16 protein-coding genes are annotated in these 18,069 nt (G+C 63.3%); 6 read left to right on the forward strand and 10 right to left on the reverse strand.

What is annotated here, in order from left to right:
- Nucleotides 1-72: 72 nt before the first annotated feature.
- Nucleotides 73-2,508, reverse strand: a complete 2,436-nt coding sequence (locus tag VNH11_01305; GenBank protein HVA44997.1) for a DUF1549 domain-containing protein — start codon at nt 2,506-2,508, stop codon at nt 73-75.
- 323 nt (nt 2,509-2,831) lie between these two features.
- On the opposite strand from VNH11_01305, the gene VNH11_01310 reads away from it, so the two are divergent.
- Nucleotides 2,832-3,710, forward strand: coding sequence for a DUF58 domain-containing protein (locus tag VNH11_01310; GenBank protein HVA44998.1), 879 nt, complete (start codon nt 2,832-2,834; stop codon nt 3,708-3,710).
- A gap of 4 nt (nt 3,711-3,714) precedes the next feature.
- On the opposite strand, the gene VNH11_01315 is transcribed toward VNH11_01310, so the two are convergent.
- The 6 genes from VNH11_01315 to VNH11_01340 all read right to left on the reverse strand — a co-directional run bounded on the left by VNH11_01315 (nt 3,715) and on the right by VNH11_01340 (nt 11,336).
- Nucleotides 3,715-4,443, reverse strand: coding sequence for a hypothetical protein (locus VNH11_01315; GenBank protein HVA44999.1), 729 nt, complete (start codon nt 4,441-4,443; stop codon nt 3,715-3,717).
- Between the two features lie 158 nt (nt 4,444-4,601).
- On the reverse strand, nt 4,602-6,167 hold the full coding sequence (locus tag VNH11_01320; protein HVA45000.1) for an altronate dehydratase family protein: 1,566 nt from the start codon (nt 6,165-6,167) through the stop codon (nt 4,602-4,604).
- Nucleotides 6,168-6,687: 520 nt separating this feature from the next.
- The gene (locus tag VNH11_01325; GenBank protein ID HVA45001.1) at nt 6,688-8,370 is read right to left on the reverse strand and encodes a ThuA domain-containing protein; all 1,683 of its coding nucleotides are present in this window, start codon (nt 8,368-8,370) and stop codon (nt 6,688-6,690) included.
- 304 nt (nt 8,371-8,674) lie between these two features.
- On the reverse strand, nt 8,675-8,863 hold the full coding sequence (locus VNH11_01330; protein ID HVA45002.1) for a hypothetical protein: 189 nt from the start codon (nt 8,861-8,863) through the stop codon (nt 8,675-8,677).
- Nucleotides 8,864-9,202: 339 nt separating this feature from the next.
- A complete protein-coding gene (locus VNH11_01335; GenBank protein ID HVA45003.1) occupies nt 9,203-10,699 on the reverse strand; it encodes a sulfatase-like hydrolase/transferase in 1,497 nt (498 codons plus the stop codon).
- A 178-nt stretch (nt 10,700-10,877) separates the two neighbouring features.
- A complete protein-coding gene (locus VNH11_01340; GenBank protein ID HVA45004.1) occupies nt 10,878-11,336 on the reverse strand; it encodes a hypothetical protein in 459 nt (152 codons plus the stop codon).
- Between the two features lie 225 nt (nt 11,337-11,561).
- On the opposite strand from VNH11_01340, the gene VNH11_01345 reads away from it, so the two are divergent.
- From VNH11_01345 to VNH11_01360, 4 genes are all read left to right on the forward strand, one after another.
- The gene (locus VNH11_01345) at nt 11,562-11,768 is read left to right on the forward strand and encodes a type II toxin-antitoxin system HicB family antitoxin (GenBank protein ID HVA45005.1); all 207 of its coding nucleotides are present in this window, start codon (nt 11,562-11,564) and stop codon (nt 11,766-11,768) included.
- 30 nt (nt 11,769-11,798) lie between these two features.
- On the forward strand, nt 11,799-11,981 hold the full coding sequence (locus VNH11_01350; protein ID HVA45006.1) for a type II toxin-antitoxin system HicA family toxin: 183 nt from the start codon (nt 11,799-11,801) through the stop codon (nt 11,979-11,981).
- Nucleotides 11,982-12,083: 102 nt separating this feature from the next.
- On the forward strand, nt 12,084-13,802 hold the full coding sequence (locus VNH11_01355) for a glycoside hydrolase family 2 TIM barrel-domain containing protein (protein HVA45007.1): 1,719 nt from the start codon (nt 12,084-12,086) through the stop codon (nt 13,800-13,802).
- Nucleotides 13,799-14,629, forward strand: a complete 831-nt coding sequence (locus VNH11_01360) for a PIG-L deacetylase family protein (GenBank protein HVA45008.1) — start codon at nt 13,799-13,801, stop codon at nt 14,627-14,629. Before VNH11_01355 ends, VNH11_01360 begins: the two co-directional genes overlap by 4 nt.
- Nucleotides 14,630-14,707: 78 nt before the next feature.
- Here the strand turns inward: VNH11_01360 and VNH11_01365 are convergent, their stop codons facing one another.
- The 3 genes from VNH11_01365 to VNH11_01375 form a co-directional block, all read right to left on the reverse strand.
- Nucleotides 14,708-15,088: a hypothetical protein gene (locus VNH11_01365; protein ID HVA45009.1), complete on the reverse strand. Its 381-nt coding sequence runs from the start codon at nt 15,086-15,088 to the stop codon at nt 14,708-14,710.
- An 84-nt stretch (nt 15,089-15,172) separates the two neighbouring features.
- Nucleotides 15,173-15,850, reverse strand: a complete 678-nt coding sequence (locus VNH11_01370; GenBank protein HVA45010.1) for an LUD domain-containing protein — start codon at nt 15,848-15,850, stop codon at nt 15,173-15,175.
- Between the two features lie 220 nt (nt 15,851-16,070).
- The gene (locus VNH11_01375) at nt 16,071-16,937 is read right to left on the reverse strand and encodes a ThuA domain-containing protein (GenBank protein HVA45011.1); all 867 of its coding nucleotides are present in this window, start codon (nt 16,935-16,937) and stop codon (nt 16,071-16,073) included.
- Nucleotides 16,938-17,240: 303 nt separating this feature from the next.
- On the opposite strand from VNH11_01375, the gene VNH11_01380 reads away from it, so the two are divergent.
- A complete protein-coding gene (locus VNH11_01380; GenBank protein HVA45012.1) occupies nt 17,241-18,029 on the forward strand; it encodes a ThuA domain-containing protein in 789 nt (262 codons plus the stop codon).
- Nucleotides 18,030-18,069 lie beyond the last annotated feature (40 nt).

Raw genomic sequence — 18,069 nt, forward strand, 5'->3', positions numbered from 1 at the left:
CCGGCCCACCACATGCGGCGTCGTTTACGCGGTGGGCCGGCGCTCGCAAGCTCGCTGGCCCCACCCTACAGTTTAATGATTAAAGGCAAACTCCAGTGAATTGAGCATCGTCCAGGCCAGATCCTCGGCGGCACGTCGGCGGCCGGCCGTCGAACGACCCAGGTGACCGATCGCGGTGCGTCGCTCGTCATCGCTGGGAAAGCGGCTAAAAAACGTCAGGTAAAGCTCATCGGCCAACTCGCCGTTGTCGGCGTGCTCGGCCGCGAGATGCTTGATCCGGCCCGATTCGTGGGCGAGTTTGTCCTCGATCTCCGGCGAGTTGAGAAAGTGCAACACCTGGGCCACGCTGGCCTCGGCGTTCCGCTCGCACTTGCAGGGCGTCTTTCGTAGGGGGCGGCCGAAGAGTTTGAGGAAGTAGTGCGATACATTGCTGTCCCACAATTGCACGGCCCGATAGCCGGCGGGAATGCCCGGAAACTTTTCGCCCACGCCCGTGGTCTGGCACACGGCATCGAGCAACACCTCGGCGTCGAGCGGCTTGAACAGGGCCCGCGAGTAGTTCTGCTCGTCGCGCTCGTTGGTTTCGTTCGGCCGGCTGGAGAGTTGATAAACGGCCGACGACGTGATGACGCGGATCAGTTCCCGCAAATCGAACTGGTGGTCGGCAAGGTACGTGGCCAAGGCGCCGAGTAGCTCCGGATTGCCGGGCGGATTGGTTGCCCGCACGTCGTCAACCGGCTCGACCAGCCCCCGGCCGAGATAATGTGCCCAGACGCGGTTCGCCAGATTCTTGGCAAACCAGGGATTGTCGCGGGAAGTCATCCAGTCGGCCAGTGCTGTGCGACGGTCTCCGACCGGCAGGCTTTGAGGTGTCTCCGCGCCGAGCGGATGTGCCCGCACAGTTTCGCCTGTGCGAGGATGTTTGGTCTCGGCGGCGGCGCCCGCCAGCAGCATCTCGCCGCGCGGCGCCTGCCTGCGAGCGAGTGGCGCGAAGAAGTCGACCATGCCGTAATAATCGGTCTGGCTCCAGCGGTCGAAGGGGTGATGATGGCACTCGGCACACGAGATGCGCACGCCGAGAAACACTTGCGAGAGCGTGCTGGCCATTTCGCCCGGCTTCTGCACGACCTTATAAAAATTGCCGGCCGGCGACTCGGCCAGCGGCCCTTCGGCGGTCAGCACCTCTCGGGCAAACTGGTCGAGCGGCTTTTTCGACGCCAGGCTGTCGCGAATCCAGCGGTAATACGCGTAGGCTCCTTTGTGGCCCAAAGCCACGCGATCGACCCGCAACAGGTCGGCCCACTTCAAGGCCCAGTAGTCGGCGAACTCGGGCCGACTCAACAAGTCGTCGACCAGCCGCGCCCGGCGATCGCCGCGCGCGTCCGTCAGAAACTGCCGTGCCTCCCCAGCCGTGGGCAACGTGCCGATCGTGTCGAGATAAACTCGGCGCAGAAACGTGGCATCATCAGCCGAGGGCGACGGCGCGAGATTCAGTTTGGCAAGCTGGGCGGCCACTAGGCGATCGATGAAGTTGTTCTCGGCCAAGGGCGCGTGGCCCGCCGTTGTGCCTGGCTGTGGAATGATTGCCCGGAACAGATCAACTTCGCCCATGAAGCTCGCCATCACGGCCACCTGGCCGGGCATCTCGCCCGCGGCGACCAGCCCCGACTCGTCGACGACGGCCAGGGCCTCGTTGTTCGACTGAAATCGTACCAGGCTGGTGACATCGACTTGGCGGCCATCGCTGTAGCGGGCCGTGACACGGAGCTGCTGGCCGGCCCGCAGATCGAGCAGCCGCTCGCGAGGCGTCAGGGCAATGCTCACGACGTGCGGGTCGGCCGCGTCGCCGAAGCGCAGCCCGCCGGCGATCCAGTCGTGCAGAATGCGGTATTCGCGCGAATCGCCGCCGATGCGAACGCCGCCACCGTGCGGCGCTTGGCCCGCGGCCTTCCGCAACAACAGGCTCTGCGAGGCCGACGCGGGAAACACGCGCCGGCCGCGGTCTTCCATCGTCAGTGCGCGATAATCGGCCGCCGGATCGAACCCGAACACGGACAGCTTGAACCCATTCTGTCCTTCGGCCTTGCCATGGCAGCCGGACGAATTGCAGCCGAAGCGGCTCAATAGCGGCACCACGTCGTTGGCGAAGTTATACAACGGCGTCTGCCTGCTGCCCGTAACGTGGCACAGGACGAGGCGTTTTTGTCCCGCTACGTCGATTTCGACTTCGCCACTGCCATCGGCCCGCGGGTACACAACTCCCTGGTCAGACACTTCGACCACGTCCGGCGACAGCGAGCGATAACGGGCGTGGCGCGTGAGATCGACGATACGTCCGTCCGCACGCCTACCCTCGACCAGCAGCGTGAATCGCGCATCCGCGCCGGCAAGCGTGACTGCGGGCGGATCGACCGTGATGTCGCACAGCGCAGGATCATCGTCAGCCCAGGCCGCGTCGGCCAAAGCGAAGATCGAGAGGCAGGCGATAATGAAGCGAGGCGGGAGCAAAGGGCACTCCTCGCTGGTGGGCGGGACCGTAAGCTATCCAGACACGACACGAAGTATAAACGCTTTTCGATGCGATCGCCAACGCCTGCTCGGCAAATCATCGTTCTGCGCGGTCCGCGAGCACGTTCTCCCCCGCCCACCGGTTGCGGCTGAATGCGGTGGCGGCGATGCTTCGCCCTCACATCAATTGGCTGCTTCGGCCAGCGATCGACTTGTCAGTCAACTCCATGCTCTGTTTGCGAGGATTGCTCGGACCCGCTGGGCCGGGATAGACTAGGAGTGTCTTTGTTCATCCCGGTTTTCGTTCCTCCCGACCACGAACCATGCCGCTCTTCGATTCCGACTTCTTAAAGAAGCTCGAATACCTCTCGCTGATTTCGCGTCGAGTGTTTCGGGGGTCGTTGTTGGCGCAGCGGCGGACGATGCAGATGGGAGGCGGCGTCGAGTTCGCCGACCACCGCGAGTACACGCCCGGCGACGACTTTCGCTATCTCGATTGGAACGTCTACGCCCGGCACGATGAACTGCTGCTCAAGCGGTTTCAGGAAGAAGAAGACCTGCACGTCTACCTGTTTGTCGATTGTTCGCGGAGCATGAACTTCGGATCACCGAACAAGTTCGATTTCGCGCGCAAGGTCGCGGCGGCGTTGGCTTACATCGCGCTGGCCGATCTCGATCGCGTGGCGGTGATCGCTTTTTCCAACGAGATTGTGGCCGACTTTCCGCTCGCGCGCGGCAAGGCCCGCATCCTGTCGCTCTTGAAGTTTCTCGAAGCGGTCGAACCCCAGGGCACGCTCACCGACCTGGCCCGCGTGGCCACCGGGTTCGTCCACCGCACCCAGCGCCGCGGGCTGGCCGTGGTGGTGAGCGACTTTTACGATCCGGCCGGATTCGAGCGGGGCCTCGACATCCTCCGCCACCGCCATTACGAGCCGCACGTCGTGCAAATCTACGCTCGCGGCGAGGCCGAACCGAACGTGCTGGGCGACATCGAACTGTACGACGTCGAAACTTCATCCAGCCGCAAAGTGACGGTCACCGAACGCAATCTGCGGCAATACCGGGCGATCTTCGAGCGGTTCCAGCAATCGCTGCTGCGCTATTGCCGCAATTACGGTCTCGGCTGCACGCGGACCTCGACCGAGACACCCTTCGACGAGCTGATTTTGAAGATGATGCGCGCGGCGGGCGAGATACGCTGATGCTTTACTCTTCCCAAGCTTTCTTGAGCACCAGATACCCTTCCGCGTCGGCCTCCTTGAGTTCCGAACGCACGAAGGGATAGAAATCGTTCGTGCCGAAATAGGCCTCGCTCGATTCGGCAAAGTACTCTTGCGGATTGGTCAGCGCATAATGCCGCTCGCGCTTGCCGCGGATGTGCAGCACCGATTCGTAGACCTTCGCGTCCGTGGCGCGCTCAAACACGGCGCGCACCTCGGCGTTGGCGAAGCCGTCGTTGAGAAACTGATGGTGATAGCCGTGGGCCAACTCGTGAAATACCATCCACGGCTGGTCGTGGACCCACTTCAAGAAATTCCGGGCGTTGGCCAGCTCGACCGAACGGGCCTTGTCGGGGTTCATGTCGTGTTCGCGGAGCCAGCCCGGATCGGGGTGGTAGCACATGCAGGGATGGTGCGGCTCGGCTTCTTCGACCCAAATCTTGATCTGCCGCAGCTTCGCCACCGCCCCCGGCGGCACGTTGCGAACGATCAGATAGAGCTGCTGCCGCAGCAGAGAGAGCGCCTCGGCACAAAGCTCGGCGTCGCGCTCGCGAAACGGCTTGTTGACCAGCACCGTCCAGCCTTCGACCGTTTCGCTTGTATACGCCTCCGTCGGTTCATACTTGGCCGGTTCATCGGACAAAGCTGAATCGTTCACGGCGGTAACCAGCGAGGCACAGAGACAGAACGTGAATTCGAACGCTCGTTGTTTCAATGGTTTTCGTCCTGGTGTTGGCAACGTAGGTAGGGTGGGGCCAGCGAGCTTGCGAGCGCCGGCCCACCGTGTTCAAGGCGTTAGGCAATCGGCGTTGGGCATTAGGGACGATGGGACGGTCGTGCCCTAACGCCTAACGCCCATCGCCTAACCCCTTGCTACAGCGTCGGCCCGATGCTCCAGGGCGCGAACTCCTCTTCGCCCACGCCCAGTAGCTCGCTCTTCGTCTTGCTGCCGCTGGCGACTTCCAACACATACTCGAAAATCCGCCGGCCGACCTGCTCCACCGGCGTGCCGTCCAGGATCATGCCCGCGTCGATGTCCATGTCGCCGATCATCCGCTCGTACATCGGCGTGTTCGTGGCGATCTTGATCGAGGGCGAGGGCTTGCAGCCGAAGCAGCTTCCGCGGCCGGTGGTGAAGGCGATCACGTTGCAGCCGCCGGCCACGAGTCCCGTGACGCTGACCGGATCGAAGCCCGGCGTATCCATGAACACGAATCCCTTGCCGGTGACTTGCTCGCCGTAGAGATAGACGCCGGCCAGGGCGGTCGAGCCGGCCTTGGTCACCGCGCCCAGCGATTTTTCGTAGATGGTCGTCAGGCCGCCTTCCTTGTTGCCTTGCGACGGATTGTTGTTCAACTCGGCGCCGAACATCTCGGCGTAACGCTCCCACCAGCGAATCCGCTCGGCCAGCTTTTCGCCGATGGCCCGCGTCCGGGCACGCCGCGTCAGCAGGTGCTCGGCCCCGTAGACTTCCGAGGTTTCGGCCAGCACCGCCGTGCCGCCCGCCGCGACCAGCAGGTCGCTGGCCACGCCCAGGGCCGGATTGGCGGTGATGCCCGAATTGCCGTCGGAGCCGCCGCAGTTCAGCCCCAGCACGATCTCGCTGGCCGGAATCGTCTCGCGCCGCACGTCGTCGACGTCGGGCAGCATCTTCATGATCTCGCGGTGGGCGGCCTCGATCGTCTTGGCCGTGCCGCCGCACTCTTGCAGGGTGAGCACCGGCGGCAGCTTGCGGCCCACACCGTTGCTGCCCACGCCGGCAATCTGCACCAGACCCGTGGTCTCCACCAAATAAGGCAACGAAGCCGTTTCGCAACCCAGACCGATCAACAGGTAGCCGCCCACGTTGGGGTGCTTGGCGAAGCCGGCCATCGTGCGGGCAAGCTGCTGATGGTCTTCGCCGCCGTACTGCATTCCGCAACCGCCCTTGTGCGTGAGCGGCAGAATGCCGTCCACGTTGGGAAAGTCTTTCAGCAGGCCGTGATCGAACCGTTGGGCGACGTATTTGCTGACCGAGGCCGAGCAGTTGACGTTGGAGATGATGGCAATGTAGTTGCGCGTGCCCGCGCGGCCGTCGGCCCGGCGATAGCCTTGGAAGGTGTGGTCTTCGATCGGCGCGGGGTCGGGCGGCACCTCGGTCGCATACTCATAGTCGCGCGAGAACGCGCCCGCCTCGACGTTGTGCGTGTGGACCCAATCGCCCGGCTCGATGGCCTCGGTGGCGAAGCCGATGGTCTGGCCGTAGCGATAGACCCGGCCGCCCTTGGCAATCGGCACGAGCGCGATTTTGTGACCCAGGCGGACGGCACCCGTCAGACGCACCGTTCGTCCGCCGGCCGTCACTTCGCTGCCGCCTTCGAGATTGCGGGTGGCAACGCAGACATTATCATCGGGATGCAGGAGGACCACGGTAGCGGCCGGAAGCGAAGTGGCGGGCATGGGGCAGGTGGGGACTGTTTAGGGGGCGGGACATGCTCGCCTTGGCGAGCGCCGGCCCACCAAGGCCGGCGGGCCGCCAACTTCAGTTTACCGGCCGGCTTGTGGGACCGCAATTGCGTCAGGGTCTCTCGAACTCGGTCCGTGGTATTCCAGATTGCCGAATAATCGCGCGTAAAGTGCCAGTGCGCAAGTTGGGCATGATCGGGCACCGGAACCGTTGTCGTTCTCCCGGCGTGCAACCGTTGCATGAGGATGTGCCTGCTGCGACGCCTCACTTCGACGAACCCGTGCCGCGCTAGAATTGCACAAACTTCCTGCGCGGAAAGGGCCCTAAGTTTGCCCAACAGCCACCTCGACTTGCGTCACGTAAACCTCGTTGGCTAGGCGGCGCGACACCTCTTCCTCTGAGGCGCACTCAAAGAACAACTGGTTCGTAGACTACAAAAGCGGGAAGAAGGAGCCTGCGGGCCTTGGGGAGCTGCCGCAATGGGCGGCAGCATGGCAACTATGACGCACCTCGTTATTTCGGCGAAGAATTCTCCGCCAAATCGGGCATCGTCGCGGTCCATTCATGCGAGGGCGGCGTGCCGCTGACGTTGCAGGCCCAGTTGATGCCGTTGAACAGCAGTTGGCAAAAGGCCGGCTGGCTGAAGTCGCCGATGTGGCCCAGCGACGTGTAGAACGAACGGCCGCCGTCGGCACGCACGCGCGTCCAAGCCACCGGCTCGCTCGCAAAGCCGGGCACCATCCCCAGCAACAGCGGCTGCGTGCCGGGCAAAAGCGGACTCACCTTGTAAAGCGAACACGGGCTGACGTACTGCTGAAGCGAGATTCCGGCAAGCACCGCGTGCGGCCCGCTGCCGGCGGCGACCGCCACCCGCGGGTGCAGATCGTTGGCGTGATGATTCACATAGTTGCCGCCCCAAACTTGCTGGTCGAAGTCGGCCCACTGCGCGACTCCCCCTTGCGCAAGATCTTTGCCCAGCGGCTTGCCGGCCGGCGGGGCAAAGGCATGGCTGGCCGTCCGGATGCCGATCATCGGCTTGCCCGCGGCGACGAAGCGGCGCACGTGGTCGAGCTCGACGGCAGGTAGCGGCCGCCGCCGCACGCTGACCAGCAAGGCGTCGGCCTGGTCGAGCGCCTCGATCGCAGGAATGTCGCGGCGGTCGGTGTCGCTGCCGAAGATGAAGCTCACGCGATAATCGCGCCCCAGGTACTGTGCCGCGAACTTGGGCAGCGATTCTTCGGTCTTGTATTCGTCTTCGGCTACGAGCAAAGCAAGCTGCGGCCGGCGGTCGCCCGAAAAGCGGAACTCGCGCCCGTCGCCGAGCAAATCGCCGCTGGCGACCGTCGGGCAAACGAACTTTTCGATATGTTCGACGATCAGATCGGTGCCGGTGAAGTGGCTCACGTAAGGCCACTTGGCCGGATCGTACATCGTGTCGGTCATGTCGCGCATCAGAACGACGTGCTTGCCGTTCTTGGCCAGTTGCCGCAGACCGAACGGCCGGCCCAGCACGCACATGTTCGTGTGGACGCCAAGCAGGATCACGTTCTTGATGCCGCGCTCGTCGAGGAGGTTCCAGATTTCGACGCCCGAATCACTGATCGCGTCATTGGCGTCGTCGATTTCCAGCGCCGCGAACTGGGCCTTCCAAGGGGCCTTGGGATGGCGGCCGATCGAGGCGAGGTAATCGTGCCACTGCCGATGTTCGACCGGGTCGTCGTCCTCGCCGCCGGCCCGCTGATCGAGCGGATAGGCGCCGCGGTCTTCGTTCGGAATCTGCCGGCACCACCGGCCGATCTCGCCGGGCAAGTTGCCGGCCGACGGCGCGCTCTTGGCCAACTGTCGCCCCGGACGGTTGGCGTATGCCTCCATGCAACCGCTGGGGGCGTGAATGACGAGCGCGCCGCGGTCGCGGGCGGCATGCAGGACCTGGTTCATGCGCGGCGCCAGCTCGTGTACCCGTCGCACCGCGTTGAGGCAGTGATGGGCGTCCCACATATCGCAGACGATGATCGCCGTTTGTCGCGCGTCCCAAGCGACGTCGCGTTCGGTCAGCGTATGATAACGGCCCGAGCCGGGCGAGGTTTCTGTTCGCCGTCGCAGATTGAGCTTCAGCGTGCTGGAATCTTCGGCGCCCGCGAGCGAGCCGCAAGCCACAACGATCGCCACCGCCAAGCGTTGCCATTGAACACGCACAACCCGCCATCCTTTCTTGAGCGAAGATTCGTTTCCGCCCCGCGATCACCAGACGTTTAGATTATCGTGGCGGGGGCAACGCGACAAGTTTTGGCGATCATATCAGGTCGCTTGTCACAGATTGCTTGCCCTGGTTTTCCGGCAGGCCGATAATGGCAGCGGAGGCCGCGTGCGGCCTGCAATTCAATTCCTCATTTTTTGTCGTTCTGGTTGTTCCGTTTCTTGACTGTCGGCGCGCCCCGGTTGACGGTCGTCACGTCAGGGCCTTAACGGCCTCGATGCATCGCTCTCTTCCTTTCTTTCGTCACCGCGCGGCCGGCGGCTGGAACGCAGTCTGACCGTCGCTGTACCAATGGCTGCCGGGCTTCCTGGGCCAAGTGAGGTAGAGCACCGTCTTGGCGCCGGACCGGCGAGCCAGCTTGTCGAATCGCCCGATGTAATCCGTGCCCCTCTCGACGTCGGTCACTGCCCAGAAGCTGTGCTCCTGAATCACCACATAGTCCCAATGGCTGCCGCGGACCGCATCGGCGGCTTTGCCTTCTTCCCATATCTCTTTCAGCGTTACGCCGCCGCGCGTGACCGACTTGATTCTAGCCGACTTCGCACCCGGCGGCCAGCGTTGACCGATCTTTGCGATCTTTGAATCAAGGCCCCGGAAAAGGCGTCCCGCCTGCTCCCCGGTGCTCGGATAGCCTCTTAGCCCGGATTATTCACCGGCCCACACCAACCCGAAGCGCAAGCGAGGATCAGCAACGGACTTAGCTCGCTTGCGCTTCGGGTTGGTGTTCGCGCAGTCTGCGCGCCAAGTTCGGGGGCCGGTGAATCATCCGGGTTAGTGCCCGACATCGTGCGGCGCAAGGCAGGCGTCGATGAAAGCATGGAGATCGTCGGTCTCTGGCAGCCGTTCGGGCTGGCGAGCCGTGCGGCGCAAGTGATCGGCAAGCTGGTGCAAAAACGCCTCGATGCGGCCCGCCTGCTCTTCCTGGCCGGCCAGATCGTGAAGTTCCTCCGGATCGTTTTGCTCGTCGAACAGTTCGATCACCCGCTTCGTGAGCGGTTCGGACGTGGCGTAACCGTCTTCCCGCTGTCGGCGGCCGGTGATGTAGACCAGCTTGTACCGATCGTCGCGGATCATCGCTTCTTCGTTCTCGGAGTATTCCACCACGACGCGATCGCGATGCCGCTGCGCGCCGCCGTCGAGCAGCGCCGCCAGACTGCGGCCCTGCACCGCCGCGGGGACCGGCACCCGGCACCGATCGAGAACCGTGGGCACGATGTCGATGAACTCCACCAACGCCGCGTTGTGGCCGGCATGCTGGCCGCCGGGCAATCGTATCACGAGCGGAGCGCGGACCGCCGGCTCATAGGAACAGTGCTTCTCGAAGCGACCGTGCTGGCCGAGCATGTAGCCGTGATCGCCCGTCAGCACCACCAGCGTGTCGCGGTCGTGCCCGCTGGCTTTGAGCGCATCCAGCACCAGACCGACGTTCTTGTCGAGGAACTCCGCCGACGCGTAATAAGCCGCCGTGATGCCCTGCTTTTGCGCCTCGGTCAGGTCGCGAAAGATGGCCGGTATTTGCCACTCGTCCTGCGGCCCGACTGCCGGCACGACGAACGACCGCGGGTCGCGGCGGCCCCGATATTCGACCGGAAATACGAAGGGCGAGTGCGGCTCGTAAAAACTGACCATGAGAAAGAACGGCTGGCCCGGTGCTTTTTGCAGGTAGTCCGCCGCCTGCCGGGCGAACCACGTGCCCGACGTGTCGGCATCGGTCAGACCGACCGGCAGGCACTCGCTGTTCAGCCACACGCTGGCCGGATCTCGAAAGGGATGCCACGGCGGCTGCACGCGCACGTTGTCGGGCAAAGGTTGCCGTCCACGTTTCTTCAAGGCCCGCTGATATTCGGGAATGTCGAGTCGCAGCTCGAAGCCGTGCTTCAGCGGGCCGTTGAAGTGCATCTTGCCGATGGCCCCCGTGCGATAGCCGGCGGCGGCCAGCATCTCGGCCAGCGTCGTTTCGCTTTCGGGCAGCGCCGACTTGAGCTGCGTGACACCGACCGTGCGCGGATAGCGGCCCGTGAGAAACGACTGTCTGGACGCCGTGCAGACGGGCGAGTTGCAATAGGCCCGGTCGAAGCGGACCGCTTCCGCCGCTAGGCGGTCGATATTCGGCGTATGCGCCTGAGCGTTGCCGTAGCAGCCGAGCGTGTACGCGGCCAGATCATCGGCGCAGATCCACAGCACATTGGGCCGCGGAGCGTCGGCAGCCGTTATGGAGGAAGCAGTGAACGAGAGAATGGCGAAGAGAAAAAAGGTGGTGCGCATCATTGGGCGATAACGTACAGAAGTAGTCAGATGGTGGCTGGGGTCCCGGCGCGCCGGGAGCCAGAGTTGGCGTTGAATTGAAACACGCGCTGCGGCCAGGCGATGCGCCAGTTGTGGACACCAGGACATCGCCTCGCCATGATAGCCGCAAATCGAGGTGCCCGACAGGTAGTGGGTGAGTCTAATCCTGGGATTTTTTGTCGCCGTCTTCATCGTTGCTGACCACAGGCTCGATGACCGTGCCATCCATCAGCACGATCAATGTTACTTCTTCATGGCGCGGGACAAGACCTGCCGCGGGCTCGATCGGCATGGCCTGGAACGTTGCGTGCCACACGCAATGATCCCCCTCGAGAAACAGGTGAAGGTCCACAGTGTGCCATTCCCAATCATCCGGTGCTTTCACGACGGAGTTTCGCATCTTCTCTGCGAGCCTGATGGCTTTTCGTGGCGACACGGGAGGGATGTCGGCTTTTTCTTTGTCCCATGTCGGCGAGTTGAGCAAGGCATCGTGAGCCATGCGGCTCTTATAGGTCTTTCCGAACGCGCGACTTGTAAGGCAAAACATATCGTCCGTCTCCTGGACCTGGATCAACGCGAGCAAAGCAATCGCTATCGGTGACGTGATGGCGCTAAGCATGGACGGCCTCCAAGGCGGTTTGACGTGGACGGGTGGTGAAAGCATAATTAGAGCATGCTGAACGGCTCACGCAAGAAGCCCCGCGAAAAGGACACCCAGCAACTAGCGCGGCACATTCTCGATAGTGTCGTGCAGGACGCCGACTGACCCACTACCGCCCGACAGCGTTCGTTGCCGATTGCTCCGACGGCAAATACAATGAAGCGGTCTCAGGAAGGTCAAACTATGCCACTTGCAATCGAGATCGAACAAGAGGACGACGGCCGCTGGATTGCGGAGGTTCCTGCAATTCCCGGCGTTCTTGCCTATGGGAATTCGCGGGATGAAGCCATTGGTCGCGTACAAGCCTTGTCGTTGCGCGTACTGGCCGATCGGCTGGAGCACGGCGGGTCTGTTTCGCAGATCGGAGCGGTTTTCGCGGTGGGACCATGAGTCAATGGCGCGCCGACAAAAGCACGTAGAGTGCTCGCCGCGCTGTTGCGCATCGGATGGAGTGTTAAGCGACAACCAGGCGGTTCGCACCGTGTCCTTGGGCGACCAAGCCGGCCTGACGTCGTTTTTGCGTTCCATGACAACGTGGAAATTGGACCGCGCATGCTGGCGCGAATTGGAAAGCACACGGGACTCAGCCCAGACGATCTCTAGCCCGATACAAGAGTGACGTACATGCATGCGTTACGATCGACTGCTCTCCTAGTGTGGTTGGCGGCATATCAATCGTTTGCCGCCGGAGCGCAACCTATCCCCGTGCGCATCGAGCGCGCCGCCGACGGCTACCGCCTGCTGCGCGACGGCAAGCCTTACTTCATCAAGGGCGTCGGTGGAGACGGCCCACTGGCTCTGCTCGCCAAGGCCGGCGGCAACTCAGTGCGCACCTGGGGGGCCGACAAGCTTGAGGCAAAGCTCGACGAAGCCCACCGTCTTGGACTGACCGTGGCCGTCGGCATCTGGCTGGGCCACGAACGCCACGGCTTCGACTACAACAACTCCGAGCAAGTGGCCGCGCAGTTCGAGTCGACGAGGCAGGCGATCGAGCGCTACAAGAACCATCCCGCGGTGCTCTTGTGGGGGCTGGGCAATGAAATGGAGGGCTACGAGCGCGGCGACAACGCCGCCATCTGGTCCGCAGTGAACAATCTCGCGGGCCTGGCAAAGCAACTCGATCCCAACCATCCGACGATGACCGTGATCGCCGAGATCGGCGGCGACCGCGTAAAAAACATGCACCGCCTGTGCCCGAACATCGACATCGTGGGAATCAACAGTTACGGCGGCGTGACTTCGCTGCCCAAACGCTATGCCGAAGCCGGCGGCACCAAGCCCTACATCGTCACCGAGTATGGGCCGCCGGGCGTTTGGGAATCGCCCAAGAACGCCTGGGGCGTCTGCCGCGAACTGACGAGCACGGAAAAGGCCGCGTTCTATCGCAGGGCCTACGAACAGGCCGTCGTTTCTCAGCCCGGCAAGTGTCTCGGCTCCTACGCCTTCACCTGGGGCAACAAGCAAGAGGCGACGGCCACCTGGTTCGGCATGCTCTTGCCCGACGGCAGCAAGCTGGCCGCGGTCGATACCATGACGGAGCTTTGGTCCGGCAAGCCTCCCGCCAATCGTTGTCCCGCGATCGTCAAGCTGGCCTTGGACGGTGCCGACGAAGTTGACCCGCGAGCAAAACTGCGCGCGGTGCTCGAAGTTTCGGATCCTGAAGGCGATAAGCTGCGCGTGCGCTGGGCTTTGAGCCGTGAAGCCGAGCAGCTTGGCACCGGCGGCGACACCGAGGCCACGCCCGAAACGATCGCCGGCGCCGTCACCGCCGCCGACCAGCGGCACGCGGAGGTTCAGATGCCCGCCGAGCCGGGCGGCTACCGCCTGTTTGCTTACCTCGACGACGGCCACGGCGGCGCGGCGGTGGGCAACTTGCCGCTGCTGGTCAAAGGCCAGGTTTCCCCCAGGCCCGCCCAAAAGGCAAAATTGCCGCTGGTGATCTACGACGAGGCCGGCCGCGCGAAACCGCCTTACGTGCCGACCGGCTGGATGGGCGAGACCAAGCAAATGGCGCTGGCCGAAGACTGTGACGTTCAGCCGCACGAGGGCAAGTATTGTATTCGCGCTCAATATAAAGCGGCGGACGGCTGGGGCGGGGTCGTTTGGCAGCAGCCGGGCAACAACTGGGGCGACAAGCCAGGTGGCTGGAATCTCAGCGGGGCGAAGCGGCTCACGTTTTGGGCCCGCGGCGAGCGCGGCGACGAGCTGGTCAGCTTTCAATTCGGTCTGCTCGGCGCTGACAAACGTTACCACGACTCGGCAAAGGGGCAGATCGAGAAGGAGCGTCTGGCAGCCGAGTGGAAGCAATACTCGATCGATCTGAGCGGCGCCGATCTCTCACGAATCGTCACCGGCTTCGCTTGGGTCGTGGCCGGACAGGGCAAGCCCGTTACCTTTTATATCGACGACGTGCGGTACGAATGAGCGACACTGCTTTGCCATCCGCGGTGCGCCTGTTGTTCCTGGTGGCCCATCCCGACGACGCCGAGTATCACGGGGGCGGCCTGGCGGCGATGCACGCGCGGCGGGGAAGCGTGGTGAAGTTCGTGTCCATGACCAATGGCGACGCGGGGCACCACTTGCAGGCCGGTCCTGAATTGGCCCGGCGGCGGCGAGAGGAAGCCGAGCGAGCAGCGGCGGTCATCGGAGCGGCGGCCGAGGTCTGGCAACATCACGATGGCTGTTTGCAACCGACGCTCGACCTGCGTTGGCAAGTGGTCCGCGAGATTCGCAGCTTCAAGCCCGACCTCGTGCTGACCCACCGCACCAACGACTATCATCCCGACCATCGCGCCGTGGGCACCGTCGTCGGCGATGCCTGCTACCTCGTGACCGTGCCCGCGTTGGCGCCCGAAGTGCCGGCGCTGGCTCGCGATCCGGTGGTGGCCTTCTTGTCCGACCGCTTTACCAAGCCCGCGCCGCTGGCCGGCGACATCGTGGTCGACGTAGGAAGTTATTTAGACCAGATCGTGGACATGCTCGCTTGTCACCGCTCGCAGTTTTTCGAGTGGTTGCCGTTCAACCAGGGCATTTCCGCCGAGGTGCCCGCCGACGAAGCCGGGCAGCGCGATTGGCTGCGGCGATGGTATCTCGACCGGTTGCGGCCCCAAGCCGACCGCTACCGCCGCGAGTTGATCGCGCGGTACGGCGACCCTCGCGGCCGCGCCGTCGAGTTTGCCGCGGTATTCGAGATCAGCGAGTATGCTGCGCCACTTGACGCTATGTGGCGCCAGCGGCTGTTCCCCGAATGAGAAAAGGCGAGACGCACCACCTTGCCCAAAGGCAATTGCCCACGGCGCATCTCGCTTTTCAAAACGCTTGCCGCCCGCCTACCACCAGACGGTGCGAGGAACACCCAGCGGTCCCACGCCGACAGCTACACGCGGCCCACCGTAATAAGCACCCGGCGCGTAATACGAGTAGCCATAATACGGCGACGTGTAATAACCGCCGTAATAAGGGCTCACGTAACCGTAGGTGTACGGCCGGTACGTGTAATAAGGAACGTAGCCGGGATTCCATCCATTTCGCCAGGCCCGTCGCGCCCAATCGACGTTGGTGATGCGCGGCGAACCATGTTGGATGGCAGGCGTCACCTGCACGGTCGCCTTCGCCGGGCCGCTTGGAAGCTTGATTTTTTCACCGGCGAGCGTGGTCGTACACCACAAGGCCGCGGCGACAAGGGCCGCCAAAACTGCAAACCGTCTCATAATCCACCTCCCTCTCAAATCGGACAGGAAACGTGTCTTTCTTTCAAATATCGCAAAGACCGCGCCCGTCGAGGGCCAAGAGAGCTACTGGCGAACGACGATCACATGCCAGATGCCCGGTCCGTGTACGCCCGTGGTCAGCCGCAACTCCAAGTCGCCCGTTTTGCTCGGGCCGGTGACCAGCACCCAGTTGCTCGCCATTTCGGACGCCGAGCGTTCGATGATCGCGAAGAGGTCGAACAGGTCGGGCACGATCTGTTCTGGCCCGACGACGGCCACGTGGACCGGCGGCAACAGGCTCGCGACGCGCTCGCAGCCCGGTCCGCTGGCCAGCGCGAGCGTGCCCGTCTCAGCGACTGCGACGGTGGCACTGGAAATGCCGATGTCCGCGGCCAGCATGCGGCTGCGTCGCTCGTCGGCATCGAGCGCATGCAACGCATCGTAATCGATTCGTTCGATTCCGTTCTCAGCCAGCAGTTCGCTGAGGCCGAGTCTGTCGAGCACCGGATGCTGCCAGCAAAGTGCGCTCGTGGGCGCGTAACGGCCGAGCAAATCGGACATGATCGCGCGGGCCGCGGCCCAATCGGCCACCAGCGTGCCGCGGCCGCCCACGGCGTTGACCTCTTCAACCAGTCGGGCGGCCGGATCGTCGCCCGCGCCGCAGTAACCGACGCCGGCCGGCAGGTCGTCTACGGCCACGCGATACTTGGCGCCGGCCCGCGCGGCTTCGCGCACCCTGGCCAGAAAACTTTCGCGAGACATACTGCTAGCGCTCCATCAATGATGTGATATCGGAGGATGGCCTTCCTAGGCCGTCCCGTTCGTTCTTGGACGGCCTAGGAAGGCCATCCTCCAGCTTCGCGGCGCGTGCAAGCCGGGGCATCGCTTGGCCGCAGCGCTTATCTTGATGTCAATGCTCTGTGCGGCCAATCTCTGCCCCAGCCACCGCTGTGCGTCCAATGAGCCGACGAACGACAGAGCACTAACGCACGCTCACTTTATCCGACGTGGGAAAGTCGCCGGGGATCTTGCTTTGCGTGACCTCGCCGGTGGCGGCCCATTCGGCGCCGCGCTGCAAGGTGACGATGAAGCCGACGCAGTGCATCGCCTCCGGACTGTGTCCCAGCGTGGTATGGAACACACGCCCTTTGCCGTAGTCGATGGCCATGAGCATCGGTTCCTGTTCGCCTGATCCCCCTTGCTTCGGATCGGCATAGGCGGTGGCCAGCACCGTCAGGTTCGCCGCCGGACCGCGAAGGCGGTCGTAGAGCTCGTCGGAGGCGTGCATCCACGATGAGGGCAGTCCCGCCGTAATCGGGTGCTTGCCGTCGCGCACGACGACCAAGAAGGCGTGTTGTGCTCCGTGACTTCCGCCGCCGCCGGGCGACGTGTCGCGCACAAACTGGCCCTCGCGGAGGCGCACGTAGGGGCCCGATTTCTCGTTGCGTCCGCCCCAGCCGCCGACGCCGATCATCTCGTTGTAGGCCTTCCATTGCGGAAAGGCATTGTCGGCGGCGTGGACCACCACCAACCCACCGCCGTGGCGCATATACTTTTCGAACGCCTGCTGCGTTTCCTTCGGCCAAGGCGCGCCGTTGTAGTTCGACACCACGACCTGGTAGCCGGCGAAGTCCGGCTTGAAACGGCTCAGATCGCCGTTGGCTGGCGTGGTCGCCACATCCACGCTGAAGAGACCGGAATCTTCCAGGTACTTTTTGAGCAGCGGTGTGGTGGCCTTCCAGTTATGGTTGTTTTGGCCGTCGACGATCAAGGCTTTGAGCATCGGCTCGGCCCCGAGGCACGGCAAGGCACAAAGCAACAATCCGAAGCAAATCGGCGATCGCAACATGGTGAGGTTCCTCTAGGAGTGGGCGGCTACTCCGCTCAACCTATCGCCGGGTCCTGGGCCTGTCAAAGCGCGCTGCGCCACCAAGACTCTGTAGGGAACGGACTCCGTGCCGTTCCGTGGAATGCCGATGGAAGATCGTTCGGTGCGCGCGGAACGGCACGGAGTCCGTTCCCTACAGAGCTGCACGCAACCCCGTTCCTGTAACCGCGATGGCCCGGTGATTTCATTGGCCGAATCCTTGGATTACAATTGCGGGACATTCGGTCCGCTTTGTGAATCTTTAACCCACTGGAAAAATCCGCCATGACACGCACGCACGCTTTTCGATGGTTCTCGTTGACGCTGATGGGCCTCGTTTTCTCAGGGCAACCGGCACGCGCTGCCGATGGCCAGCCGCTCAAGACGCTGTTGATCGCCGGCGGCTGCTGCCACGACTACGCCAAGCAAAAAGACCTGCTCAAGCAGGGGCTGGAAGCACGGGCCAACGTCGAGGTGACGATCGTCTATTCGCCCGACACGACGACCAAAGCCCGTTTCGATATTTATGAAAACCCGGACTGGGCCAAGGGCTACGACGTGGTGATTCACGACGAGTGTACCAGCCAAGTCACGGACATGCCGTACTTGCGGAACATCCTCAACGCCCACAAGAGCGGAGTGCCGGCGGTCAACCTGCATTGCGCCATGCACAGCTACCGCGTGGGCACCAACGACTGGTTCGAGTTCGTGGGCATCCAATCGGCCAAGCACGGTCCGCAGCTTCCGATCGGCATCACCTTTGTCGACAAGGAACACCCGGTCACACGGGGACTGGCCGATTGGACCACGATCAACGAAGAGCTTTACAACAATGTGACGGTGCTGGACAGTGCCACGCCTCTGGCCCGCGGCAAGCAGAAGCTGGAGAAGGGCGAGAGCGATTTCGTGGTGGCCTGGGCCAATCAATACGGCAAGACGCGCGTGTTCAGCACGACGATCGGCCACAACAACGACACGGTGGGCGACCCGCGGTATCTCGATCTCGTGACGCGCGGCCTGCTGTGGTCATGCGACAAGCTCAACGGCGATTATCTGAAAGTGAAGGCCCAGTGAGGGTCCTGGGCCGTGGGGCGGCCTTCCCAGGCCGTCGTTT

The sequence above is a fragment of the Pirellulales bacterium genome (assembly GCA_035533075.1).
Lineage (GTDB): Bacteria > Planctomycetota > Planctomycetia > Pirellulales > JAICIG01 > DASSFG01.